Below are 23,938 nucleotides of genomic sequence, written 5' to 3'. Positions count from 1 at the left end.
CGCTTGCGCTAGGCTGCGATGGCGATGCGCTGCTGCGCCTTGCTCCCGAGCGCGCGCCCGTGCGGTTGCCCGGCTGGCTGCGCGTCGACCTTGAACACGCTCACCATCTGCTGCAGCGCCTGGGCCTGCTCTTGCAACGCACCGGTGGCGGCCGCTGCTTCTTCGACCAGGGCCGCGTTCTGCTGGGTCGCCTGGTCCATCAGGCTGACTGCTTCATTGATCTGGCCGATGCCCGACGTCTGCTCTTCGCCGGCAGCCAGAATCTCGGCCATGATGTCCGAGACCCGCTTCACGCTCGCGACGATCTCGTTCATCGTGGTGCCGGTGCTGTCGACCAGGACCGTACCCGCCTCGACATTGGTCACCGACGTGCCAATCAGTTCCTTGATTTCTTTCGCTGCCGCCGCCGAACGCTGCGCCAGATTGCGCACTTCGCTGGCCACGACCGCAAAGCCGCGGCCCTGCTCGCCGGCGCGCGCTGCTTCGACGGCCGCATTGAGCGCCAGGATATTGGTCTGGAATGCAATGCCGTCAATGACGGAAATGATGTCGACAATGCGCTTCGAAGACGCGTTAATGGCGCTCATGGTCTCGACCACGTCCCCCACCAGCTTGCCGCCACGGATCGCCACTTCGGACGCCGAGCGCGCCACATTATTGGCCTGGCGGACGTTGTCGGCATTGTGCTGCACGGTACTGGTCAGTTCTTCGAGCGAGGATGCGGTTTCTTCCAGGCTGCTGGCCTGCTGCTCGGTGCGGCCTGACAGGTTCATATTGCCTGCTGCGATTTCAGCGCTGGCGGTGGCGATCGACATGCTGCTGTCACGCACGCTGCGCACGGTGCCGGACAACTGCTCCTGCATCGTCGCCAGGCCTCTGAGCAGCGCGCCCATTTCATCCTGGCGATCGATGACGACCGTCGTCGACAAATCCCCGTGGGCCATCGCATCAAAGTGGCTGATCGCCTGTTCGAGCGGGCGCATGATTGCGCGCAGCAGCAGCACCGACGACACGACCGCCAGCACGAGGCCGAAGACCACGCTCAGGCCCGCCGCCCACATCAACGTGGTAAACAGCGCCAGGCTGGCCTCGAAGCCATGACGGGCGGTGGTCAGCTGGTAGTCATCCAGCGCCACCGACGCCTTGTCGAAGACACCGTACAGCGCCGTCATCTCTTTCATCGACAGCGCTTCAATGCGCTCGCTATTACCCTGCTCGAGGGCGGTGGCCAGTGCCAGCATGCCGTCGTTGATGTAGCGTGTGCGTTCGGTTTCCAGCGTCTTGGCCAGTTCCGCCTCTTCACCATTGCGCGGCATGCTCAGATAGGTTTGCCACGATTTGTTGGCGTCGTCAATGAAGCCTTTGGCGCGCGCGATCGTCTTGGCGACGTCGGGCGCATCCGGATGGAACACGCCTCGGTCCAGGCCGAAGCGGGCGCGGTTCAGGAAATTCTTGGAATTGTTGATCGCGATGCTCGAAGCGAGCTGATTGCTGTACACCTGTTCGAGCGCAGCATGATTCGAACGCATGCCGTAGATGCCAAGCACACCAATAGCAGCAATGAGAAGGCCGAGGACCGCCAAGGTGGCGATCAGTCGAAAGCGCAATGTTAATTTGGAAAGCATAGAGACCCTGGGTAAGTTTTCTTGCGCGGAGTAAATTCCGGAACAGAAAGACGATATCCCGGAAGTGACTACTTCTCGTCAAAAAATAGAGTCTGGCGTTCAATATACCAATGAGCAGTTGTCACTGGGCAACAAAGGGTGGTCTGCTGATCAATCTTGTTGGCAAGCTTGGCGAGAAGGCCACGCCGAATCGCTGCATGCCCGATTGTCAGTCGAGGCGACCGACCGGAAATGCCATCGATGCGCCACACATCCGCTCCCAGCGCCGCTGTACGAGCATGGCGGTCAGGACAAGCGCAATGGGCGTTGCGATGGACCAGACTGGCCAACCCAGCCACCTGGCGCCGAATACGGCCACGATCGGGCTGATAAAACTGAGCCCCAACGCTGCCAGTCCGTAGAACACCATCCCCCAGCGCGGCGCACGCGCATGATCGCGCAGCATGAGTGCCAGTGCCGGCAAGGTAACGCAGCACAGGCACGCCTGCCACACCAGTTCGATCCCGCCCGCGCCGCTGGCAAGGGCCAGCAACAGGGAAACCGCCGAGCACCAGGCCCAGATCGCCAGACCCTGACGCAGCATGGCCCGGGCCAGCAGCGCGTTGAAGCGGGCCGGATCGATGGGCGACACCGGCGCCAGCCGTACCAGTGCCTGCTCACCGCGGGTGCGCGCCAGCAAAAATGGCACGGCAGCAGCAGGAAACAGAAAGCACAGCATGGCGCCGCCGATCATCAGCATCGTGGGCACAGTCTCGTGAGCGATTGGCGTGCCGCGCAAATGCCAGGTGATGGCAGCGAAGGCGAATGCCACACCCAGGGTTGTCGACGCCATCAGGTAGAACAGGTTCGGGCCAAGTGCACGCAGCACCAGCGCACCCGGCGTACGCAGCCCTGTCCCATGTTGCTCAAGGAAACGGCGCACCGAGTACCGGCGCGTGCCCTCCCACAAGGCGCTGCTGCCATTGCCGCCTGACAAGAGGGCCAGATGCTCGCGCATGGCCCAATGGCGCTCGCCGCCACGAGGAAACAGGGCCCACACCACCCGGGCGGCGAGCAGGATCATGGCCGCTACCAGCAGTGGCACGACGCCGGGTTGCAAGGCAGCGTCGTGCAGCCATCCCTGCCATTCGTCGCTCAGGAATGAAAAGAAGAATGGCAGCACCAGGACCACACCAGCGCCGATACCGGCAACCAGCATCACCGCGCCCAGTGTGCCGGCCATGGCAAATGGCAGCAGCAGGTACGGCGCCTCCGGGATCAACTGCAGCCCTGCGGCCAGCAGGCCGACTGCGGCCAACCAGACCAGTAGCACCAGTTCGACCAGACGAGCACGCATGGCCGGCACCAGCTGGGCATTGGCGGGCGTGTTCACGCCGAGCGCGCCTGGAACAAAGGCCAAGGTCCAGTCAAACAGCAGCAGACCCGCCGGGGTGCACAAGGCCCAGCCGAGCCCGGCCAGTACGCCATACACCGTCCCCATGAGCGCCGCCACGGCCACGGTCAGGATGACGATGGCTGACCATAAAACCGTTTGCGCACGGGGATGGATGTGCGCATGCGCGGCTTGCCACAGCATGCGGTACTGTCGCAGACGCGCGCTCACCGCGTGACCTCGATGAACAGGTCTTCCAGACCGAGCGGCTCGACGCGCACGCCTGGCGTGTCGGCCAGCGGCGCCCCACCCTGCACGATGACGCAGACGGACCCGTCGCCCGCCTGGCTGCGGCGCAGCTCGCCCGGCAAGGCAGCGCCCAGCATGCTGGCCGGGCCGATCACACGGCGTGCGCCATCGAGCAGGGTGTCGAGTTCGCCCTGCAGCGCGATGCGACCATTCTTGAGAAACGCCACATCGGGCGCCACCCGCTCGAGATCGGTCAGGATATGGGTCGAGAACACTACCGTGGTGCCCTGCTCGATCACGCCATCGACCAGTTCGGACAAGAAGCTGCGCCGGCCCGCCGGGTCGAGCGCCGATGCGGGCTCGTCGAGCACCAGTAGGTCGGGATCATGCGCCAGTGCGCGGATGATCGACAGGCGCTGCTGCTCGCCGCCCGAGAGCCTGCGAATCGGCTTGTTGCGCATGAGGCCATCGAAGCCCCAGCGTTCGAGCAGCGACGCGACCTTCGCGTCGTTCCAGCGCGGGTACATGGCCTTGAAGTAATCCAGCATCTGCAGCGCCGTCATCCACTCGAACAGATCCGATTTCTGCGGCACGTAGCCGATACGGGCGCGCGTCGCGTCCGTCAACGCATGCAGCGGTTCGCCGAACAGCAGGACGCTGCCGCCATCGGTCTCGCGCAGGCCCAGCAGGCATTCCATCAACGTCGACTTGCCGGCGCCATTGCGCCCGAGCAGGCCGACCACCTGGCCGGGCCGTACTTCCCAGTCGAGGTTATCGAGAATGGCCTTGCTGCCGAAATGCTTGGCCACGCCGCACATCTGGATCGGGGATGGTGTCACGGTGATTCCTTGAGGATGAGTGTGAAAAGGGCGAGCACGGTGGCTGGATCGAGTTCGAGTTCGCGCGCTTCACGCGCGGCGCGTTCCAGCGTGGGCCGCAGCAGCGCGGCGCGATCGGCGGCAGCGACAGCAGCGCCAGCGCCGGCACCGGCTGCGCGATCGGCCACGACCATGCCGACACCGCGCCGGCGATCGAGCACGCCTTCGAGTTCGAGCAGGCCATACGCCTTGGAGACCGTCATCGGATTGACCGTCAACTGCTGGGCCACGTCACGCACCGAGGGCAACGCCGCGCCGGGCGCCAGCTGGCCACCGGCAACCAGGCGCCGCACCTGATCGACCAGTTGCCGGTAGATCGGATCGGAAGAGCCGGGGATGATCGAAAACAGTGAAGTGGTCATTGCGTATTAGTGTATTAGTTGGTTGATACAGTAGACGCGTTCATGGACCTTGTCAATGCGGTGCTTCGAGATTTTTGCAATCGTGACATTGTTTGATAATTCGGCGTGACTGGGCTGCTAAGCTTCTTCGGTTGTCACACGAATGTCACCGGATGCGTTTTGCACTCACTTGTTTTGCTGTCTGCCTGACGGCCCTGGCCAGGGCCGAACCACCGGTTACCGCCGCGCCCCAGCAAGTCGTCGTCAACGGCGTCCAGGGCGACGTCGAGGCAAGTCGTGATTTTGTTGCCGGCAAGGTCATCATCGGCAAGGCGCGCATCGCCGGGAGCGGCCTGCAGAATGTCGGCGAGCTGCTCAACCGCGAGCCATCGGTCAGCGTCGGCAAGGATGGACGCATCGGTTTGCTCGGCCTGCCCGGCTACACGCAGGTGCTGGTGGACGGCATGCCGCCCCAGGGCGACACGTTCACGCTCGACCTGGTGCATGTCGAGCGCATCGAGATCATCAAATCGAGTACCGCCGCGACCGGCCCGATCGGCATCGCCGGCACGATCAATATCATCCGCCGCAAGGCGCAGAAGACCCCTCTGGCGCAGGTCAATGCCGGCCTGTCAACGACGGCCGGGCTTCCTGGCGCCGATGTGGCCTGGTCGACTGGCGGCCCAATCGAGGGCAAGCCGCTCGTGTACAGCGTGCGCCTGTCGGCCGTACACAAGCCGGTGTCCAGCCGGATGGACTACATCGCGACCCGCGAGAACGCCTTTGCCGCCCCGGTTCTGGCCTACACCGGACAGGCGCGCAACCGCAATGCCGCGAACATCGTCAGTGCCGCCGGGGAGTTCACCTGGAACGTCGACAGCACGCACGCGCTGACATTCAGTCCGGCGGCCAGTTATTTCGGGGGGCCGCGACGCAGCCGGCAACAGCGCTTCTGGCGCGACGGCAGCACCCTGCTCACGCGCCAGGATGGCGACAGTGCGATGACGTCGCTCGAGATCCCCTTGCGCTGGGACTGGCGCATCGATCCCGAGAGCAGCCTGAACGTGAAGCTGAACGTGAACCGTGCCCACATCGACAGCGACGCGCTGCGCATCGATACCAGCAATGCGGCGCTCATGGACGAGCTGGTATCGCGCCCGAGGTCAGTCACGACAAATACCTTCCTGCACGTGGACTACGCGACCGAGTTCGAGAACGGCCATGCGATCACGGCTGGCGCCAAGTTCGCGCACAACCGGGCCAACAATTCCTACAGCGACTTCTTCAACGGCATGCCCGACTACAGCCTGGCGGTCCTGGGCCAGAGCGACACGGCCCGCCTGACGAGCGGCGAGCTGTTCCTGCAGGATGAATGGCGCATCAATCGCAGCTGGGCCGTGAACATCGGCAGCTCGGTCGAGCGGCGCGCCTACCGGCTGCGCGAAGGCACGGCCAGCAGCAGCCCCGGCTTCACGATGTGGGCACCGTCACTGCACGTGTCGCGCAAGCTCGGCGCTGACCGCAAGCGCCAGCTCCGGCTTTCGGTCGCGCGCAGCTTTCGCGCGCCGTTTTTCGATGAACTGCTGTGGCACCCCGTGATCAACACGTTTGCACCGTGTCGCGGCCAGATGCTGTGCGGTGCCAACACGCTCGATACCGCCGACACTGCCGGCGATCCCGGCCTGCAGCCCGAGCGGGCGCTGGGTGTGAACCTGTCGTACAGCCATGGCATCGGCAAGGACAGCGAGATCACCCTCGAGGCCTACTCTCGCAACATCAGCAACAAGACCGGCTACGAGATCGCGCTGGCCGATGTGCCGTGGGCAAGCACACCACGCTATATCGGCCGCCAGGCCAATCTGGGCAGCGCCCGGATCCGGGGGCTGGACCTGGAGGCACGCATGTCGGGCAAGGATATCGGCAGCCATCTGGCGCGCCTGGACCTGCATGGCAGCGTGGGCCTGGCCGACTCCACATTAAGCGACCTGCCCGGCCCCGACAACCGCTTGTCAGGCCAATCGCCATGGCGCGCCAAGGTGGGCGGCAGCTATACGCTCCAGACAGTGCCGGTCAAGCTGGGCATCGACGCCAGTTATCTGCCGGGCGACTGGGTACGCGACAGCGTGAACCAGCGCGTGTATGAATCGGGCAAGCGGGTGCTGGGCATGAACGCGAGCTGGACGGTCAGCAAGCAGACCAGGCTGGTGCTCAATCTCGACAATCTCGTGCCACGCACACGGTCACGCATCGACGCGTATCTGGGCGCGGCCGAGATCGTGCGGCGCACGACCGATACGTCCAACCATGCGCGCGTGGCGATTCGGCTGGAAACCAGACTATGACTAACAGGGAGAAACCATGAACAAGATCATCACCGCACTGGCACTGGCATGCATCGCTTCGCACGCCACTGCGGCCCCGAGGACGTACGGCAGCTGCATGCGCGCCTGCGCCGAAGTGGGTCCATCCGCGGCGAAGAACGAACAGTTCGCGCACAGGATGGCGACGCTGAACGACGAAAAAAGCAAGGAGACCGATCCGCAAAAGCTGGCACAGCTCAAGGAACGCGAAGCGTCGATCATCGAAAAGCACGAGGACGATACGGAAAAGCTGTGCCGCTATATCTGCGAAGGCACGCCGCAGCAATAAAAAACCGGGGCACGAGGCCCCGGTTCTCTGGTCGAACAATCCCGCCGATTACAGGTGCACTGAAATCTGCGGCATCAGATCGTCGAACGTACGGCCATTGCCGTTCTCGCCGATCGCATGCATCTTCCACTCGCCGCCATGGCGGTACAGCTTGGCCATGATCTGCGCCGAGTGCGAACCCGTCACCGACAGGTTGAAGCGCGCGACTTCCTGCTGGTTGGCTGCATTGATCAGGCGGCAGTAGGCGTTTTCGACCGTGGCAAAGGTCTGCCCGGTGAAGCTGTTGACCGTGAAGACCAGTGCCTTGACCGATGCCGGCACGGCGTTCAGGTCGACGGTGATCTGCTCGTCGTCGCCATCACCGGCGCCGGTGCGATTGTCGCCCGTGTGGACGATGCTGCCGTCCTTGCTCTTGAGCTGGCGGAACCAGATCACGTCCACCGGCTTGTTCGACTCGTCGAACATGACCACCGATGCATCCAGGTCGACGGCGTCCGACTTGCCGCCACCGAAGCCGAAGAAACCCTTCGACTTGATCGCATCCCAACCCAGACCCATGGTCACGCGGGACAGGCCGCCACCGGCTTCCTTGTCCAGAGAGATCTTCTGGCCTTTTTGCAGATTGACTGACATTGTGTTCCTCCGTTATTTCGCTGGCTGCTGCATCCAGGCTTTGAATGCAGTGCGGTTGCGCGAACATACATACACCTTGCCACGACCCGAGAAGCGCAGGACCATGCCCTCGCCGCTCGTCTGGCTGTTGATCAGGTTACCCAGGAAACCACCGCTGGTGCCGGTCGTGATCGAAATCTCGTAGCGCAGCGTGCTGTCCCAGCACACCACGTGCGAGTTGTCGATGATCGCGTCCTTGCCCGGCTCGACATCCAGTACCGACATCGACCCGAAACCCGACACCACCACCTGGCCCTGGCCACCCGTCTCGGTGACGAAGAAGCCGCCACTGTTGGCGAACATGGCATTGCCCAGGCTTTGCGTGCGCACCTTGAGGTCGACGCCCGACGTGGCCGCGACAAACGCGCCATCGCTGATGATGTAGTGGTTCGGGCCGACATCGACCGTCTGCATCGCACCCGGCAGGGTTGGCGACAGCAGGCAGTCGCCATCGCCGCGCGTGGCTTCGATGTGCTGCTGGAAGAACGACTCGCCGTTGGCAAAGGTGCGCATCAGCGCACTACCGAGCCCGCCCTTCATCTTGCCTTTGAGGTCGAGGGTCGATTCCATCATCACCATCGCGTCGGATTCGCAATAGATGGTCTCGCCCTGCCTCATCGACACATGAAGGAAAGGATCGACATCCCCGGTCACGGTAAATACTGGCATTTGGCTTCCTTAGAATGAGGTTCCACGCAGGGCGCCTCCGCAGAAGCGCCCTGGCTTGAATGATTAAACGTTGACGCCGTAGTTGCGGGCGAGTGGGCCCAGGCCGCCGGCAAAGCCCTGGCCGATTGCGCGGAATTTCCAGTCCGCGCCGTTGCGGTAGACCTCACCGAAGATCATTGCTGCTTCGGTCGAACCGTCTTCCGACAGGTCGTAGCGCGCGACTTCGGCATTGGTGGCGTTGTTGACGCAGCGGATGAACGCCTTGCCGACCATGCCGAAGTTCTGGCGACGGGTTTCGGCATCGTGAATGGTCACGCCCAGGACGACCTTGTCGACGTCGGCCGGAACCTTGGTCAGGTCGATGGTGACGAATTCGTCGTCGCCGTCGCCGGCGCCGGTCGTGTTGTCGCCCGAGTGGACGATCGAACCGTCGCTCGACTTCAGGTTGTTATAGAAGATGAAGTCGCCATCCGAACGGACCTTGCCGGACGAATTGAGCAGGAACACAGCGCCGTCGAGGTCAAAGGCTGCGCCATCGGTGGCGCGAATGTCCCAGCCGAGTGCGACTTTCAGTGAAGTCAGGCCTGGTGCTTCTTTCGACAGGTTGACGTTGCCGCCTTTTTGCAGACTGATTGCCATGATGAGAATCTCCTAAATTGTGAACACCGGGTTGCAAGCGCCGCGAGCTGGTGTTCTGCCACTCGCAGCGAATTCTGTACTGCAGGGCCGGCATGCATGCCGCCGGCCCGGTTGCTGCTTACGCGCCGCCGAGTGCGGCGTGCTTCTTCTTGTACTGAATCGAGCTCCACAGCGACGCCAGGATGAAGGCCACGCCCACACCGCCGGTGATCAGCTCGGGCACGTGCCACTTCATGCTGGCCAGCATGATCACGGCCAGGATACCGATCGCGTAGTGCGCGCCGTGCTCCAGGTAGACGTATTCATCGAGCGTGCCCTTGCGCACCAGGAACACGGTCATCGAACGCACGAACATCGCGCCGATTGCCAGGCCCAGCATGATGATCACGACGTCGCTGGTGATCGCGAAGGCGCCGATCACACCGTCGAACGAGAACGACGCATCCAGCACTTCGAGGTACAGGAAACCACCGATACCGCCTTTTTTGACCGCGTCACCGACGGCGCCGCCGCCCGACTCGCTCTTTTCCAGCAGGCTGCTGAGCATATCGACAGCAACATAGACCAGGATGCCCCACATACCGGCGATCGCAACGACCATCTTCTGCGCTTCATCAACATACGTCAGGCTGAACAGCAGCGCAGCGATGGCGATCATGACGGCGATCGACGACACCTTGCCGAGCGAACCCAGTTTTGCTTCGAAGTTGCCCAGCCAATGGGTTTCTTTTTCATCGTCCAGCATGAAGTTCAGGAACACCAGCAGCAGGAACATACCGCCGAATGCCGCCACTTCAGCGTGGTGGTTGGTCAGGTGCATCGAGAAGGCTTTTGGATCCGACAGTGCCAGGTCCCAGACTTCCATCGCGCCCAGGTCAGCAGCAACGGCCACGATGACCAGCGGGAACACCAGGCGCATACCGAACACGGCGATGATGATGCCGACGCCCAGGAACAGCTTGATCCAGAATTCGTCCCAGGTCTTGAGGACCGACGCGTTGACCACCGCGTTATCAAACGACAGCGACACTTCCATGACGGCCAGGATGGTCGCCACGCCCAGCGCAGTGACCAGGCCCGACACGCCACCGTGCTCGAATCCCCACCATGCCGCAAGGGCAAGGCAGACCGCGGTCACGATGAATGACCAGGTAAAGTACTTCATTGGTGTTCCCCTCTTATAAATTTATGAAAAACGGTGCTGACGAACAAGTATAAAGGTTGGCAAGCGATTGAAAAAGCGAAGATAATTGAAGGGTTACTTCCGAAAAACAGAAGCCATGAGCCACGCACTCCCCAATTTTCGTCACCTCTATTACTTCTGGGTGGTTGCCAAGGAAGGCAGCATTACCCGCGCCGCCGAGCGCCTCGGCCTGGCCATCCAGACAGTGAGTACGCAGCTTACCTTACTTGAACAGGCGTTTGGCAAGGCACTGTTCACCCAGCAGGGCCGGCGCCTGACGCTGACCGAAGCGGGCCGCCTGGCGCTCTCGTATGCTGACCAGATCTTTCTGCTGGGCGAGCAAATGCAGGAGGCGCTCGACGCCTCCGACAGCACGCGCATCCGCCTGGCGGTGGGCATTTCCGATTCGCTGCCCAAGTTCACCGCTTACCGCCTGCTCGAGGTCACGACCCGGCTGGCCACACCCGTGCGCCTGGTGTGCCACGAAGACCAGTACGAGGCGCTGCTGGGCGACCTGGCGCTGCACAAGCTCGACGTGGTGCTGACCGACCGCGCCGTGCCCACCGGCACCACGCTGCGCGTGTTCAGCCACCTGCTGTCCGAAAGCGAGATGTTCGTCGTCGGCGCGCCGGCCCTGGCGCACGACTACCGCGATGACTTTCCGGCGTCGCTGCACGGCGCGCCGTTCTTGCTGCCCACCCGCAACAACGCCCTGCGCGGCAAGATCGACGACTGGTTCGAGCGTCATGCGATCCGGCCCGACGTGGTCGGCGAGTTCGAGGACAACGCGTTATTGAATACCTTTGGCCGGCGCGGCCTGGGGCTGTTCTTCACGCCGGCGGCGCCCGCCGCCGACATCGACTACCAGCTCGGCGCCGAGCTGGTCGGCCGGGTGCCGGAGGTGCGCGAACACTTTTATGCGATCTCGAACGAACGCAAGATCAAGCATCCGGCGGTCGAGGCAATCCTGTCGGCCGTGCACAAAGGCGCGTTGGCAGACGGATAAGGGCCGTTTTGGGCTGTACAATGCCCCTTGGCTTTACCTTCTGTTAATACATCTCCAGCATGGAAAATATCCTCTTCCTCGTTCTCGCCCTGTTTCTGGTCGCGCTGAACGGCCTGTTCGTCGCCGCCGAATTCAGTATCGTCACGCTGCGCAAGACCCGCGTGAACGCCATCGCCAAGACCACCGGCCTGCGCGGACGCATCCTGGAGAAAGTCCACGGCAAGCTCGACGCCTACCTGTCGGCCTGCCAGCTCGGCATCACGCTGGCATCGCTGGGCCTGGGCTGGGTCGGCGAGCCGGCCTTTGCCAGCCTGCTCGAACCGGTCTTTGCGTTTGTCGGCGTGACGTCCGAAGAGCTGATCCACAGCATTTCGTTCATCGTCGCGTTCTCGGTCATTTCGTTCCTGCACATCGTGGTCGGTGAACTGGCCCCCAAAACGCTGGCGATCCGGCTGCCGGAATCGGTGGCACTGTGGTGCGCCATCCCGCTGTATGCGTTCTACTGGGCCATGTACCCGGCGATCGCCCTGCTCAATGCCAGCGCCAATACGCTGCTGCGCGTGGCGGGCCTGGCCGGCAAGGGCGGGCACGACCACCACTACTCGCTCGACGAACTCAAACTGATCCTGCGCACCAGCAACCCGGCTGAAAAGATCACGCAGGACGACCGCAATATCCTGGCCCAGTCGCTCGACTTCAGCCAGCTGGCCGTGTCCGAGCTGATGCGCCCGATCAACGAAGTCAGCGCCCTGTACGCCAGCCGCTCGCTCGAGCAGAACCTGGAGACCGTGCGCCGCAACCGCTTTTCGCGCTATCCGTATTTCGACAAGGACGGCGAGGAAGTCATCGGCATCGTCCACCTGAAAGACCTGTATTTCGCCTTGCAGTCGGGCCGGCCCATCGGCGACCTGACCCAGTTCCTGCGGCCGGTCGAATCGATTTCGGCGCGCACGCCGGCGCAGGACATCTTCCGGCGCTTCCGCGGCGGCGCGCCCCACTTCGCGCTGATCGGCGAAAAAGGCAAGCGCCCGGTGGGCTTCGTCACGCTCGACAACCTGCTGGGCGCGATGGTCGGCGAGATCCGCGACGAATTCCGGATGAACGAAAACGATTGGCTCAAGCAGGCCGATGGCACCTGGATCGGCAAGGCCAGCCTGCCGATCTTCTCGCTCGAACGGCTGCTGGGCATCGACATCGACAACGAACAAATGGGGCTGGACGATGTCGAATCGGTCGGTGGCCTCCTGATGGCCAAACTGGGCGACATCCCCAAGCAAGGCCAGCGCATCGGCTTTCCGCAGTTCGATGTCGTGGTCAAGAAAATGAATGGCCCGCGCATCCTGCTGGTCAAGGTGATCCCGCAACTGACACGTGCTGGCGAGAACGACGACCACGACTAACCGCCTTTTACATCGGCATTGCTGACATTACACAGGAATGATGCTATTTTTTGTGTATATCTGCGTGAACCGACGAGAGGCATTCAATGTCCGCCCAGCTTCGCCATAACGTTCACCTTGCCGGCCGGGGCGCCGCCACGATGGTGTTTGTCCATGGTTTCGGTTGCGACCAGACGATGTGGCGTCACCTCGCCCCCGCCTACCAGCACCGGTATCGCGTCCTCACCTACGATCTCGTCGGCTCCGGCGGCTCGGACCTTTCGGCCTATGACCGCGCGCGCCATGCGACGCTGCAGGGTCATGCCGACGACCTGCTCGCCATCATGGATGCCCATGCCAGCGGCCCGGTGGTGTTTGTCGGCCATTCGGTCGGCGCGACGATCGGCCTGCTGGCCACGATCGCTGCACCCGAGCGCTTTGCGGCCCAGATCATGGTCAGTCCGTCGCCCTGCTACATCAACGACGGCGACTATACCGGCGGCTTCACGCGCGACGACATCGACGAGTTGCTCGAGACGATGGAGACGAACTTCATCGCCTGGTCGCACAGCCTTGCACCCACCATCATGGGCGCGCCCAATCAGCCCCACCTGGCTTCCGGGCTGACGGCCAGTTTTTGCCGCAACGATCCCGAGATCGCGCATCACTTTGCCAGCGTTACGTTCCGCTCGGACCACCGTCTTGATGTGCCCAAATCCACGACGCCGGCGCTGATCCTGCAATGCAGCGACGACCTGATCGCGCCGCGCACGGCCGGCCAATGGCTGCACCAGAACCTGCCCGGCAGCACGTTTGCGATGGTACCGAATGTCGGCCATTGTCCGCACATGAGTGCGCCGACCGCCGTCTCGGCCGCCATCGACACCTTCCTCACACAGCAGCTTCGCTGACCGTCCATGAACGCCGCCCTCACCGTGACCGACCTGTTCTTCGACCAGGCTGCTTGCGGCCTGATGGCAACGGATGCACACGGCATGATCCTCACGGCCAACGCCAGCCTGCATGCGTGGCTCGGCATGCCGCAGGGAGCCCTGATCGGCACGCGCCTGCACGACCTGCTGCCGGCCAGCGCCCGGCTGTTCCACTACACGTGCTGCGTGCCGCGCCTGCAGAGCGAAGGCGCGGCGCATGACATCCAGATCGACCTCCTGACACCAGGCGGCGCGCGGCTGCCAGTGCTGCTCCAGCTCGTACGTCAGCGCGACGGCGATCGCGAGATCGACCACTGGGCCCTGTTTCGCGATGGTAGCAGGCATGCCTACGAAAACGCGCTGCTGTGCAGATCGGACGCGGCCGATGCAGCCCGCGAGGTGCAACGCCAGCGCGACCTGCAACTGCAGGCAGTAAACACGCAGTTGTCGGCGGCCGACCTGCGCAAGGATGAATTTCTCGCCACGCTGTCGCACGAGCTGCGCAATCCGCTCGCACCGATGCGCAGCGCGCTCGACGTTCTCAAGATCAAGCACGGCAACGACGAAGACGCGCGCGTGATCGGTGCGTTCGACCGCCAGCTGCGGCACCTGACGCGGCTGGTGGACGACCTGATGGAAGTCTCGCGCATCACACAGAACCGCATGCAGCTGCGGCGCGCGCCGGTCGACATGGCGGCGCTGGTGCGCGGCGCGGTGCACGACATGACGCCGATGATGACGGCGGCGCGCCACACGCTGCGCCTGGCCCTGCCCGATGCGCCGCTGACCGTCGATGGCGACGCCACGCGCCTGGCGCAGGTCGTGATCAACCTGCTGGGCAACGCGGCCAAGTACACACCCGATGGCGGGCTGATCGATGTTGAACTGACCGGCCAGGCCGGCCACGCCGAACTGCGCGTGCGCGACAACGGCATCGGCATCCCGGCGGGCGCCCTGGGCACGATCTTCCAGTTGTTCACCCAGCTGGAACCGGGGCGCGAGCGCGCCTGCGGCGGCCTGGGCATCGGCCTGGCCCTGGCGCGCGGCATCGTCGAGCTGCATGGTGGCGACATCCTGGGCGAGAGCGACGGACCGGGCCGCGGCAGCCAGTTCACGCTGCGTCTGCCGCTGATCGCGGGTTGCGCGGTGGCCGAACCAGCATTGGCGGCACCTGGCCAGCCGGCGGCGCTGCGGGTGCTGGTGGTGGATGACAATGTCGACGCGGCCGAGACGATGGCGGCCATGCTCGAGCTGTTCGGCTGCACGACGCTACTGGCGCACACGGCCGCCGGTGCACTGGCGCTGGCACCGGACTTCTTGCCCGAAGTGGCGCTACTGGATATCGGCCTGCCCGACTTCAATGGTTACGAGCTGGCGCGGCGCCTGCGCGGGCTGGATGCCTGCGCCGGTACCAAACTGATTGCGGCAACGGGTTGGGGCCAGGAGCGCGACCGGCAACTGGCGCGCGATGCGGGGTTCGACCATCACCTGACCAAGCCGATCGATATCGAGCGGCTGCGCTTGCTGCTACAGTAAGCACTTGTTCCTTACCGGCATCGACAACATGACCCGCGCCTTGTCCCTGAACCTTCTTGCAGCAGGCTTGCTGTCACTATCCGCGCTCGTCGTGGCGCCAGCGCCCGCCCATGCTTGCGAGCGCGTCTACCCGCAAGCCAATGGCGACGACCGCACGCGCCACGTGCGCCTGTCGGCCGGCTGGCCCGATGCGCAGATCCTGCAGAACCTCAAGCTCAACCTCGACCGGGCCGATGTGAAGCGCAGCGAGAGTTCGGGCACGGTCAGCATCCAGTACGCGTACTTTCACAAGACGGTCGTGATCACGCGCTCGGCCAGCAAGGGGGTCGAAGTGCAGCTGCTGGAGAAGGATCGTGAGAAACTCGTCTGGCAGCTGGGAATGTGTTGATGGTATGAAGGGGAGCGAGGACTTGCGCCTCGCTCCATGCCCTCGTCAGGCAGCCACGATCTTGCGGTTTGCCACCCCCGGCAACATGCGCAGCGTCTTGCCGACGACCGCCTTGTACGTTTTCGACGTGATCGTATCGACGTAGCGGTACTCGGCCCGTGTTTCGGTCGGGGTGACCGTCAGCACGACGAAGCCGCGCAATGCCGTCTCCGCGTATTGCAGCGGCCCGATCAGCTGCTCCATGCCGCCTGCCACGGTGGCCGGCGCGACAGTCGGGAAGTAGCTTTCGAAACCAGGCGAGGTTACGGCAGGCACGCCGAATTCAACACCCACTGCCCGCCCCTGCTGGTCGGCCAGGTCGCTGGCCCAGGCATTGTGCGTGTCGCCTGCCAGCACCACCATGTTCTTGTTCAGCGTCTGTGCCATGTTCAGCACCGTCTCGCGCGCGGCATGGTAGCCATCCCAGGCATCGAGGTTGTAAGGCACCGGTGTGGCTGCCAGCTGCTGCTGTTCGGCGGCGCTCAGCGCCACGCCGGCCTTGACCTTGGCGGCGATCGCGAAGTACGCCGCATAGCCCGTCGTGCCCAGCACCATCGGCGCCGGCAGCAGCATGCGCGCCATCAGCACCTGCTGGCCCAGGATTTGCCAGGTGGCCGTCGACTTGCTCATCTGGTTGCGCAGCCAGGCAGTCTGCTCCGTGCCCATCAGTTGACGCGCCGGGTTCGTCACGTCGGCAGTAAAGGCGGCGCTGTTGAAGCTGCGGTCAGCGCCGACATAGCTGGCGTAGGCCAGTTGCTTGTCGCGGCCGATCACGCGGGTATCCAGCATGTGCAGCGACAGCAGGTTGCCGAAATCGAACGAGCGGTAGATCTTGTCCGGGCGCGTCGCGTCCGGCACGCGGATCGGCATCCACTCGTGATAGGCCTGGATCGCCATCTGGCGCCGCGCCGACCACAGGCCTTCCGTGGCCGGGTCGTGGTTCTCGGCACCGCCGCTCCAGGTGTCATTGGTCAGTTCATGGTCATCCCAGACGGCGATGAAAGGCATGCGCGCGTGCACCGCCTGCAGGTCCGGGTCGGTGCGGTATTGCTGGAAGCGCACCCGGTAATCCGTCAGCGTGATGATCTCGGTGGCCGGCTTCGACACGCGCCCCAGCGTGCCCGCGTTCTGCGACGCGTAGCCGCCGGCAGCGTATTCGTAGATGTAGTCGCCCAGGTGCAGGCCGACATCGATGTCGTCAAACCTGGCGGCATCGGCATACACGTTGAAGTAGCCGGCCGGGTAGTTCGAGCAGCTGAACACGGCAAAGCGCACGCGCGCCACGCTGCCCGTTGGGAGGGTCTTGGTACGCCCCACCGGCGAGAGCTGGCCGTAGCAGCCGAAGCGGTAGAAATAGCTGCGGTTGGCCGTCAGGCCGGTCGCATCGACCTTCACCGTGAAATCGCTGGCGCTGCCGGTGCGCAGGCTGCCCGAGGCCACCGTACGCGAAAAGTCGCTCGTCTCCGAGATCTCCCAGCCGACATCGATGTCGTCGGCACCGGTGGCCGTGATGCGCGTCCACAGGATGACGCGATCGGCCAGCGGGTCGCCGCTGGCCACGCCATGCGAGAAGCTGACGACGCGCTCGTCGCCGTCGCCGCCGCAGGCCGCGAGCGGGAGCGTGGACACGGCGACAGTGCCGAGGGAAAAGGTGCGAATGAAATTGCGACGCGAATGCGATTGGTTCATGGGATGGCAATTGGCAAAAGTGAAAGACGGCAAATCTTAGCCAGCGCCGATGACGCTCTGATGACGCGGGCGATGCACGGGGCATGAAGTGTCCGCCATAAAAAAACGCCCGGTCGGACAGGCCGGCCGGGCGTGCAAATCACCTGCGTGATCAAGCCTGCTTGCGCTTCTTCAGCCCGACGATGCCGGCCAGGCCCAGGCCCAGCAGTGCCAGCGAATGCGGCTCGGGCACTGGCGTGGCCGGCCCGAATACTTGGTCGCGCACAGTGCCGGCGATGTCCGGGTAATTCGTGAACACGCCGTCCACACCGAGGTTGTAAGCGGCCTCGTAGCTGGCCGGGTTGTTCAGGAACGTATACGGCGTGACCGTCATTCCCGCATCGTGCGCAGCCTTCACGCAGGCTGCGCTGAGCAGGCCTGCCGAAGGACCGATCCCGTCGGCGATGGCCGCAACGGCAGCTGCCCCTGCTGCCGTGTTGGGGCAGACGCCCAGATAGCTGACCGGGATCGACGAGTTGGTGTTCAGGTATTCCACCTGCGCCGCGTTGAAGGACTGCGTCAGGGCGCGGCCTGCCGTCGTGAAGTAGCCGTTGTACTTCGCATTGGTCAGGCCCGCCAGGATGGCTTCCGCAACCTCCAGCCCGGTCTGCTTGGCTTCCGGGAAAACGCCGATCGCGACACCCGTTTCCAGGAAATGGTTGTAGGCCAGGTCGAGGAAGGCGTCGTAAGACGTGAAGCTGTACGAGACGGCCGGGTTGAAATAGGTCTTGTCGGTGCAGTAGCCATTGGCGTTGCGGCACGTCACGGACAACTTCTCGAGCTGCGCCAGCGTGAATTTGCGCACATCGTAGGTCCCATTGCTGGAACGCAGGGCGGCGATCTCGGGATGCGTGGCGGCGAACGCGACGACGTTCGTCGTGGCATTCAAGGTGCCGTCATGCAGCATTACAGCCTTGTTATCGGCGGTCAGGTACACATCGCCTTCGATATAGTCGGCGCCCATGCGGATGGCGAGCTGATAGGACTGCACTGACTCTTCCGGCAGATAGCCGCTGGCGCCGCGATGGGCAATCACCAAAGGACGTTCACCGGTGAGTGTCGACACGGGCATGGCATGGGCGGCGACCGGCGCGAACAGCATGGCCGCGAGCGGCAACAGTCCAAGATGCGACGTTTTCATAAAAGCAACCCCTCTTCAAGTGTGATGAGTTATTTCGCGCCTCGCACCACGGGCGAGCGCATCAGAAGTTGTCAGCGCCATATCGGCGGGGATGACGAGGGGATGCTAATTCGGCATGATGACAGTGGCATGAATGCGTGCGCCGTGTAAGAAATATCCTACAAGGCGAATGAACACGTTAGACTCGTGGGGAAGTGATGAACATCCCCTCCAGTCCGTCCTGGACCATGCATGAGTAAATGGAATAGCCTGCAATTATGGAAGAGTCCCTGCCGGCGTTCGCTGAAAAACCCACCACATTGCTGTCCAAATTAGGACCTGGCCTGATCACCGGCGCGGCAGACGACGATCCGAGCGGTATCGCAACCTACTCGCAGGCCGGTGCGCAATTCGGTTTTGGGTTGCTGTGGACGGTGATCTTTACCTATCCGCTGATGGTGGGCATCCAGATTGTCAGCGCACGTATTGGCGTGGTGACTGGGCATGGATTAGCCACCAATATCCGCCGCCATTATTCGAAGACGTTGCTGTATGCCATCGTCATGCTTTTGCTGCTTGCAAACATCATCAATATCGCCGCCGACATCGCGGCAATGGGCGACGCCCTGCGGCTGGTAATGGGCGGCCCCGCGCATGTGTATGCGATCGGCTTCGGTGCATTGTCTGCCGTGCTGCAGGTGATGATTCCCTACACCCGCTATGTGCGTATCCTGAAATGGATGACGCTGGCGCTGCTGGCGTACGTGGTGACCGTGTTTGTCGTCAGGGTGCCATGGGCCACAGTCGCGGTCGGCTTGATCACGTTCCCGCACCTGCCCTGGAAAGCCGCCTACGTGACGACGATTGTTGCGGTATTCGGTACCACCATCAGCCCGTACCTGTTTTTTTGGCAGTCATCGCAGGAAGTCGAAAACCTGCGTGCGATACCCGAAGCGCGGGCGCTGAAATATGCGCCAGCCGACGCCAAGGCAAGCCTCGACCGGATCAAGGTCGATACCTATATTGGCATGGGTTTTTCAAATGCGGTGGCATTCGCCATCATGCTGACCTTTGCCGTGACGTTGCACCTGCACGGCATCACCGATATTTCATCCTCGGCGCAGGCGGCGGAAGCGCTGCGGCCGATTGCCGGCGAATTCGCGTTCATCCTTTTCAGTCTTGGCATCATCGGCACCGGCCTGCTGGCGATTCCCGTGCTTGCAGGATCGGCTGCCTACGCGATGGCGGGCACATTCGAATGGAAAAACAGCTTGCAAGACAAGCCGGCCGTGGCACCGCGTTTCTACACGATCATCGTTCTGGCGACGCTTCTTGGGGTTGCACTGATCTACGCACCCATCGACCCGATCAAGGCGCTCTACTGGAGCGCCGTCATCAACGGCGTCGTCTCGGTCCCGATCATGGCCGTGATGCTGCTGATGGCAGCGCGGCACGACGTCATGGGCGCATTGACCATCTCCCGGCGCTTGAAAGTCCTTGGATGGCTATGCACGTCGGTGATGGCGCTCGCTGTGGCGTGCATGTTTGCCCTCGCCTGAGCGTGCGTACCCGTTACCGGCCAACTGCTGCTGCGGCGGTCGTTCCACAATCGCTTCCCAGCCATTTTCCGGTGCCGCTCGATTTCTGGCTGATGTCGGCGCCACCCGGCCCAGGTACGGTCGTGACTGATTCAAACCGATACGATGTCTCACTCTCGGCCTTCAGGACGGCGTCGACCTTCATCCGGGGCTGGGCGCAGGTCATGCTCACATTCATCCCGTCGGCAGTTGGTGTCATCTTCTTGGTACAGGAATCCGCGCCTTTTTTACCGAACAAATCGAAGTCGTTGATGTTTTGCCGGGTAATGCACTGTCTCGTGCGCAAACCATCGCCATTCAGTTCAGTGCCGCTGGCGGCCATCATCTTGTCGATCTGCGCGCGCTGCTCGGGCGTCATCAGGGCCATCTGGCTTTTCATCAGCTCGAGGTAGCCTCCCAGCGGATTGCCCGCCGCCTTGTCGGGCAGCGCCATATCGATCTGCCACAACCCGGGTTTGATGGTCGGTTGCTGCGCGAATGCCTGGCCTGCACAAAGGCTGGCAAGGGCAAGGATGATGTGTGCGACGCGTGTTGTTCGCATACTGGCTCCTGATAGGTAGAGTATTTCAGTGTATGCGATTCGGCCAGGGAGTGAATTCTGCGCTCGTGCAATCGGTACGACGCAAGTGACGCGATATCAGGCGACAGTGCCGGGCGAGTCAGGTGCGATGATTTACAGATGTGCGTGCGTTCACGCACGGCGCGGCCGGTACCACACACCTAATCTCGATCTCCCGATGTCACTGCTCGTCGCGTTGCCACAAGCAACCGAGCTATTCAAGAAAGGTTATATTCCAATGGAATCGAAGCAAGCAACACTGCACCGCATGGTCACCCCGGAACATACTTGTCCATTCGGCGTCGCATCACTCGACTTATTGCAACAGGCGGGCTACCAGGTCGAGGATCATCAATTGACGACCCGTAGCGAAGTCGATTCGTTCATGCAGGCCGAGGGTGTCGAGACGACACCGCAGACCTATATTGACGGCAAGCGCATCGGCGGGCATGAAGAACTCGTCGCTTTTTTAGGCGACAAGTAAAAGCCAGCCGCCTGGCCGGCGCCAGGCGCCCTCCGGCTTACGCCGGACCGCCGGCAACCTTCGCCAGCAAGATCACATCGCTCGATTCGATCAACGCCGGTATCTGCTCCGACAGCATCCGCAAATGCGGCGTCGCAAGATGCCGGTCGAGGTCGGCCTTGCTCTGCCACTCCTCGGTAAACACGAAGCGCCGTGGATTGGCAATATCGCGGTTCACTTGGTAGCTGATGCACCCTTCCTCGCGCAGCGTCGGCTCGACAACGGTGCGTAACAGTGTTTCCAGTTTCTCTTCCAAACCGGGCTTGGCAACAAAAATAGCAACGACGGGCAAGGTCATGGTGGTCCCTGAAAGTGAGCGACCGACAAGATTATCACAATGGTGCTGGCGGAACTTTTGCCACGAGCGCTGGGCACACATCGACCGGTCCAACCGCAAAATGCTGGCCTCGCCAGCACGTTTTGCGCCTTCCTTCTATACTGGCCGACCGCCGCGGCGCAGACCGCGGCTTGACCCCTACGTTAAGAAAACGAAAAATTCATGGCAGCCTTGTTTACCCCGTTCACCCTCAAAGACGTCACGTTGCGCAACCGTATCGCGGTGCCGCCGATGTGCCAGTACACCGCCAATGACGGCTTCGTCAACGATTGGCATCAGACGCACTACGCCAGCATCGCCCGTGGCGGCGCCGGCCTGGTGATCGTCGAAGCGACCGCCGTTTCGCCCGAAGGCCGGATCACGCCGGGCTGCACTGGCCTGTGGAACGATGCACAGGTCGAGGGCATGGCCCACATTGCCGCCCGTATCAAGGCCGCCGGTGCGGTCGCCGGCATCCAGATCGGTCACGCCGGCCGCAAGGCCAGCGCCAACCGTCCGTGGGAAGGCGATGACCATATCCCGTCGGAAGATGCCTACGGTTGGGACACCATCGCACCGTCGGCGATTGCCTTCGGCAAGAATCTGCCAAAAGTGCCGAAAGAAATGACGCTGGACGACATCGCGCGCGTCAAGGCCAATTTTGTCGACGCTGCCCGTCGCGCGCTCGCAGCCGGCTTCGAATGGCTCGAACTGCACTTTGCCCACGGTTACCTGGGCCAGAGCTTCTTTTCGCCGCACGCCAACAAGCGTACCGACCAATACGGCGGTGATTTCGCCGGCCGCAGCCGCTTCCTGCTCGAGACGCTTGAGGCCGTGCGCGAAGTCTGGCCGACCAACCTGCCGCTGACTGCGCGCCTTGGTGTCATCGAATACGATGGCAACGATGAACAAACGGTGAATGAGTCGATCGAACTGATCCGCATGATGCGCCAGCGCGGCCTGGACATGCTGAGCGTCAGCGTCAACTTCACGATTCCGGATGTGAATATCCCCTGGGGTCCGGCCTTCCTGGGCCCTGTGGCCAAGCGCGTGCGTGACGAAGCTGGCATTCCGGTCGCATCGGCGTGGGGCTTCGACGGTCCGCACCTGGCAGAACGCGCCGTGGCCGACGAACAGCTGGACCTCGTCATGGTAGGCCGCGCCCACCTGGCCAATCCGCACTACCCGCTGGAAGCGGCCAAAGAGCTGGGCATCGAGCGTCCGACCTGGGTGTTGCCGGCGCCGTATGCGCACTGGCTCGAGCGTTACAGCATGCAGAAGTAAACCGCATTTCGGCAGGCAGGGATCGTTGCCCTGACTGCCGAACCGTTGTCCGGCAAGCGCTTGGGGCGCGCGCGTTTCCTGCAGCGCCTGCCTTGCGCCACCAGCTCGAAAACCTCACTACAATCGGTTGACCGATCAGCAACGAGGACCATCATGAGCATTCATCCCGAACACGACCTCAATCCCGGCGACGATGCCGAGCCCGGCACGCCGGGTACCGGCGAAGACATCTGTGACGCCTGCGCCGGCAAGGGCACACTCCAGGATGGCAAAGCATGCCCGCAATGCGGCGGCAGCGGCCACGTCACTGTGGGTATTGGCGGGGGCTAAGCGCGCTCGCCGAAGAATCTGATTCCTGGCGAACCATGTACATCAGGCGCCTGTCGCTGGTCAGCGACGGCGCTGATGCAGTGCGCTGGTCGAGAGCGTTTAACGACGACGACGGCGGCGCGCCAGTAGCGCAACCGCACCGATCCCGAGCAACGCCATGGAGGCAGGCTCCGGGATATCCCGATTGATCTCGGCCGAACCGGGAATCAGACCCGGGACAATAAAGGCGCTGCCGTCATAGGCATGAATCTGGAGGTTATCAAGCCGGTCAATATCGAACTTGATGTTTGACAGGCTGCCAACACCAGTACCAGGGTGAATATGATAGCCGGCCATTGCACCATAAAAGGCCTTGTTGCATGGCTCTCTACCACTGCAGGACGGATTGCCATTACCGGCAATTCGCGTTGCATCCAGATGACCAGTATCGGTGAAAGAATAGGTAAACTCCCCATCAAGGTCATGCCGGGCGGCGTTGAATGAAACATAGTAATCGTCCGTGCCGAGCAGGGCTGTCAGTTTGGCGACATCGATCGTCAATTGAACGGGACCCGACAGATAAGCACCCAACGTCGTGTGCCTGATCGTGCCGCCCTTGAAAGTCAACCCGTAGTCATTGCCTGAAGCCCGTCCCAGGCTGTCCTTGCCACTATTGTGGTAATCGCCGATGGACACGCCGTGGGCAAACTCTTCAAACGAGATACTGATGGAATTTGCAACAGCCGGCGCGGCCGCGGTAAGCGTGAGGACAGCTGCTGCAATACAACGTCGAAACATGGGTAACCTCTTTAATTGTTCTGGAAATTAGAACATAGCAATTCGCGTGCCTGTTCTGTAACCTCTTGAATCTTAAAGGGGCGTCATTTTTTATTGCTAGTTGTGTAAGAAATTCCGACAAGAACTTGCCGGATTTCTGATCGACA

Annotated in this window: 24 protein-coding genes; 11 read left to right on the top strand and 13 right to left on the bottom strand. The window is 62.6% G+C overall.

What is annotated here, in order from left to right; translation table 11 throughout:
- Nucleotides 1-8 precede the first annotated feature (8 nt).
- The 4 genes from IFU00_13455 to IFU00_13440 form a co-directional block, all read right to left on the bottom strand.
- The gene (locus IFU00_13455; GenBank protein MBD8543286.1) at nucleotides 9-1,625 is read right to left on the bottom strand and encodes a Tar ligand binding domain-containing protein; all 1,617 of its coding nucleotides are present in this window, start codon (nucleotides 1,623-1,625) and stop codon (nucleotides 9-11) included.
- Between the two features lie 208 nt (nucleotides 1,626-1,833).
- Nucleotides 1,834-3,201: a hypothetical protein gene (locus tag IFU00_13450; protein ID MBD8543285.1), complete on the bottom strand. Its 1,368-nt coding sequence runs from the start codon at nucleotides 3,199-3,201 to the stop codon at nucleotides 1,834-1,836.
- Between the two features lie 23 nt (nucleotides 3,202-3,224).
- Nucleotides 3,225-4,085: an ABC transporter ATP-binding protein gene (locus IFU00_13445; GenBank protein MBD8543284.1), complete on the bottom strand. Its 861-nt coding sequence runs from the start codon at nucleotides 4,083-4,085 to the stop codon at nucleotides 3,225-3,227.
- Entirely contained in the window at nucleotides 4,082-4,486 is a 405-nt protein-coding gene (locus IFU00_13440; GenBank protein MBD8543283.1) for a GntR family transcriptional regulator, read from the bottom strand. Before IFU00_13440 ends, IFU00_13445 begins: the two co-directional genes overlap by 4 nt.
- A 152-nt stretch (nucleotides 4,487-4,638) precedes the next feature.
- On the opposite strand from IFU00_13440, the gene IFU00_13435 reads away from it, so the two are divergent.
- Both IFU00_13435 and IFU00_13430 read left to right on the top strand, forming a co-directional pair.
- Nucleotides 4,639-6,807: a TonB-dependent receptor gene (locus IFU00_13435; protein MBD8543282.1), complete on the top strand. Its 2,169-nt coding sequence runs from the start codon at nucleotides 4,639-4,641 to the stop codon at nucleotides 6,805-6,807.
- Nucleotides 6,808-6,823: 16 nt separating this feature from the next.
- The gene (locus tag IFU00_13430; protein MBD8543281.1) at nucleotides 6,824-7,114 is read left to right on the top strand and encodes a hypothetical protein; all 291 of its coding nucleotides are present in this window, start codon (nucleotides 6,824-6,826) and stop codon (nucleotides 7,112-7,114) included.
- Between the two features lie 48 nt (nucleotides 7,115-7,162).
- On the opposite strand, the gene IFU00_13425 is transcribed toward IFU00_13430, so the two are convergent.
- From IFU00_13425 to IFU00_13410, 4 genes are all read right to left on the bottom strand, one after another.
- Nucleotides 7,163-7,747, bottom strand: a complete 585-nt coding sequence (locus tag IFU00_13425) for a TerD family protein (GenBank protein ID MBD8543280.1) — start codon at nucleotides 7,745-7,747, stop codon at nucleotides 7,163-7,165.
- Nucleotides 7,748-7,759: 12 nt separating this feature from the next.
- Nucleotides 7,760-8,455 carry a TIGR00266 family protein gene (locus IFU00_13420; GenBank protein MBD8543279.1) on the bottom strand — a complete coding sequence of 232 codons (696 nt, stop codon included), beginning with the start codon at nucleotides 8,453-8,455 and terminating at the stop codon, nucleotides 7,760-7,762.
- Nucleotides 8,456-8,518: 63 nt separating this feature from the next.
- Nucleotides 8,519-9,094 carry a TerD family protein gene (locus IFU00_13415; protein MBD8543278.1) on the bottom strand — a complete coding sequence of 192 codons (576 nt, stop codon included), beginning with the start codon at nucleotides 9,092-9,094 and terminating at the stop codon, nucleotides 8,519-8,521.
- 118 nt (nucleotides 9,095-9,212) lie between these two features.
- Entirely contained in the window at nucleotides 9,213-10,259 is a 1,047-nt protein-coding gene (locus tag IFU00_13410; protein MBD8543277.1) for a DUF475 domain-containing protein, read from the bottom strand.
- Between the two features lie 115 nt (nucleotides 10,260-10,374).
- On the opposite strand from IFU00_13410, the gene nhaR reads away from it, so the two are divergent.
- The 5 genes from nhaR (at nucleotide 10,375) to IFU00_13385 (ending at nucleotide 15,518) form a co-directional block, all read left to right on the top strand.
- Nucleotides 10,375-11,283 (top strand): transcriptional activator NhaR, encoded by a 909-nt coding sequence (nhaR, locus tag IFU00_13405; GenBank protein ID MBD8543276.1) that lies wholly within the window; start codon nucleotides 10,375-10,377, stop codon nucleotides 11,281-11,283.
- A gap of 59 nt (nucleotides 11,284-11,342) precedes the next feature.
- Nucleotides 11,343-12,683, top strand: a complete 1,341-nt coding sequence (locus IFU00_13400; protein MBD8543275.1) for an HlyC/CorC family transporter — start codon at nucleotides 11,343-11,345, stop codon at nucleotides 12,681-12,683.
- Nucleotides 12,684-12,769: 86 nt separating this feature from the next.
- Complete coding sequence (locus tag IFU00_13395) at nucleotides 12,770-13,573, top strand: alpha/beta hydrolase (GenBank protein MBD8543274.1); 804 nt, start codon at nucleotides 12,770-12,772, stop codon at nucleotides 13,571-13,573.
- A 6-nt stretch (nucleotides 13,574-13,579) separates the two neighbouring features.
- Nucleotides 13,580-15,130 carry a response regulator gene (locus tag IFU00_13390; GenBank protein ID MBD8543273.1) on the top strand — a complete coding sequence of 517 codons (1,551 nt, stop codon included), beginning with the start codon at nucleotides 13,580-13,582 and terminating at the stop codon, nucleotides 15,128-15,130.
- Between the two features lie 28 nt (nucleotides 15,131-15,158).
- Entirely contained in the window at nucleotides 15,159-15,518 is a 360-nt protein-coding gene (locus IFU00_13385) for a hypothetical protein (GenBank protein ID MBD8543272.1), read from the top strand.
- A 45-nt stretch (nucleotides 15,519-15,563) separates the two neighbouring features.
- Here the strand turns inward: IFU00_13385 and IFU00_13380 are convergent, their stop codons facing one another.
- Entirely contained in the window at nucleotides 15,564-17,246 is a 1,683-nt protein-coding gene (locus tag IFU00_13380) for an alkaline phosphatase D family protein (protein MBD8543271.1), read from the bottom strand.
- Between the two features lie 151 nt (nucleotides 17,247-17,397).
- Complete coding sequence (locus tag IFU00_13375; GenBank protein MBD8543270.1) at nucleotides 17,398-18,426, bottom strand: PEP-CTERM sorting domain-containing protein; 1,029 nt, start codon at nucleotides 18,424-18,426, stop codon at nucleotides 17,398-17,400.
- Nucleotides 18,427-18,683: 257 nt separating this feature from the next.
- On the opposite strand from IFU00_13375, the gene IFU00_13370 reads away from it, so the two are divergent.
- Nucleotides 18,684-19,964 carry an Nramp family divalent metal transporter gene (locus IFU00_13370; GenBank protein MBD8543269.1) on the top strand — a complete coding sequence of 427 codons (1,281 nt, stop codon included), beginning with the start codon at nucleotides 18,684-18,686 and terminating at the stop codon, nucleotides 19,962-19,964.
- 13 nt (nucleotides 19,965-19,977) lie between these two features.
- On the opposite strand, the gene IFU00_13365 is transcribed toward IFU00_13370, so the two are convergent.
- Nucleotides 19,978-20,544: a DUF3617 domain-containing protein gene (locus IFU00_13365; GenBank protein MBD8543268.1), complete on the bottom strand. Its 567-nt coding sequence runs from the start codon at nucleotides 20,542-20,544 to the stop codon at nucleotides 19,978-19,980.
- Between the two features lie 286 nt (nucleotides 20,545-20,830).
- Between IFU00_13365 and IFU00_13360 the strand changes: the two genes are divergently transcribed.
- Nucleotides 20,831-21,046: a hypothetical protein gene (locus IFU00_13360; GenBank protein ID MBD8543267.1), complete on the top strand. Its 216-nt coding sequence runs from the start codon at nucleotides 20,831-20,833 to the stop codon at nucleotides 21,044-21,046.
- A 37-nt stretch (nucleotides 21,047-21,083) separates the two neighbouring features.
- On the opposite strand, the gene IFU00_13355 is transcribed toward IFU00_13360, so the two are convergent.
- Nucleotides 21,084-21,383, bottom strand: a complete 300-nt coding sequence (locus tag IFU00_13355) for an antibiotic biosynthesis monooxygenase (protein MBD8543266.1) — start codon at nucleotides 21,381-21,383, stop codon at nucleotides 21,084-21,086.
- Between the two features lie 201 nt (nucleotides 21,384-21,584).
- Here IFU00_13355 and IFU00_13350 point away from each other — a divergent pair, with 201 nt between their 5' ends.
- Nucleotides 21,585-22,685, top strand: coding sequence for an NADH:flavin oxidoreductase/NADH oxidase (locus tag IFU00_13350; GenBank protein MBD8543265.1), 1,101 nt, complete (start codon nucleotides 21,585-21,587; stop codon nucleotides 22,683-22,685).
- Between the two features lie 153 nt (nucleotides 22,686-22,838).
- A complete protein-coding gene (locus tag IFU00_13345; GenBank protein ID MBD8543264.1) occupies nucleotides 22,839-23,015 on the top strand; it encodes a hypothetical protein in 177 nt (58 codons plus the stop codon).
- A 99-nt stretch (nucleotides 23,016-23,114) separates the two neighbouring features.
- Here the strand turns inward: IFU00_13345 and IFU00_13340 are convergent, their stop codons facing one another.
- A complete protein-coding gene (locus tag IFU00_13340) occupies nucleotides 23,115-23,792 on the bottom strand; it encodes a PEP-CTERM sorting domain-containing protein (GenBank protein ID MBD8543263.1) in 678 nt (225 codons plus the stop codon).
- Nucleotides 23,793-23,938 lie beyond the last annotated feature (146 nt).

Origin of the sequence: Oxalobacteraceae sp. CFBP 8761 (assembly GCA_014841595.1) — a bacterium.
Taxonomy (GTDB): Bacteria; Pseudomonadota; Gammaproteobacteria; order Burkholderiales; family Burkholderiaceae_D; genus Telluria.
This window is presented reverse-complemented; position numbering and strand designations above follow the sequence as displayed.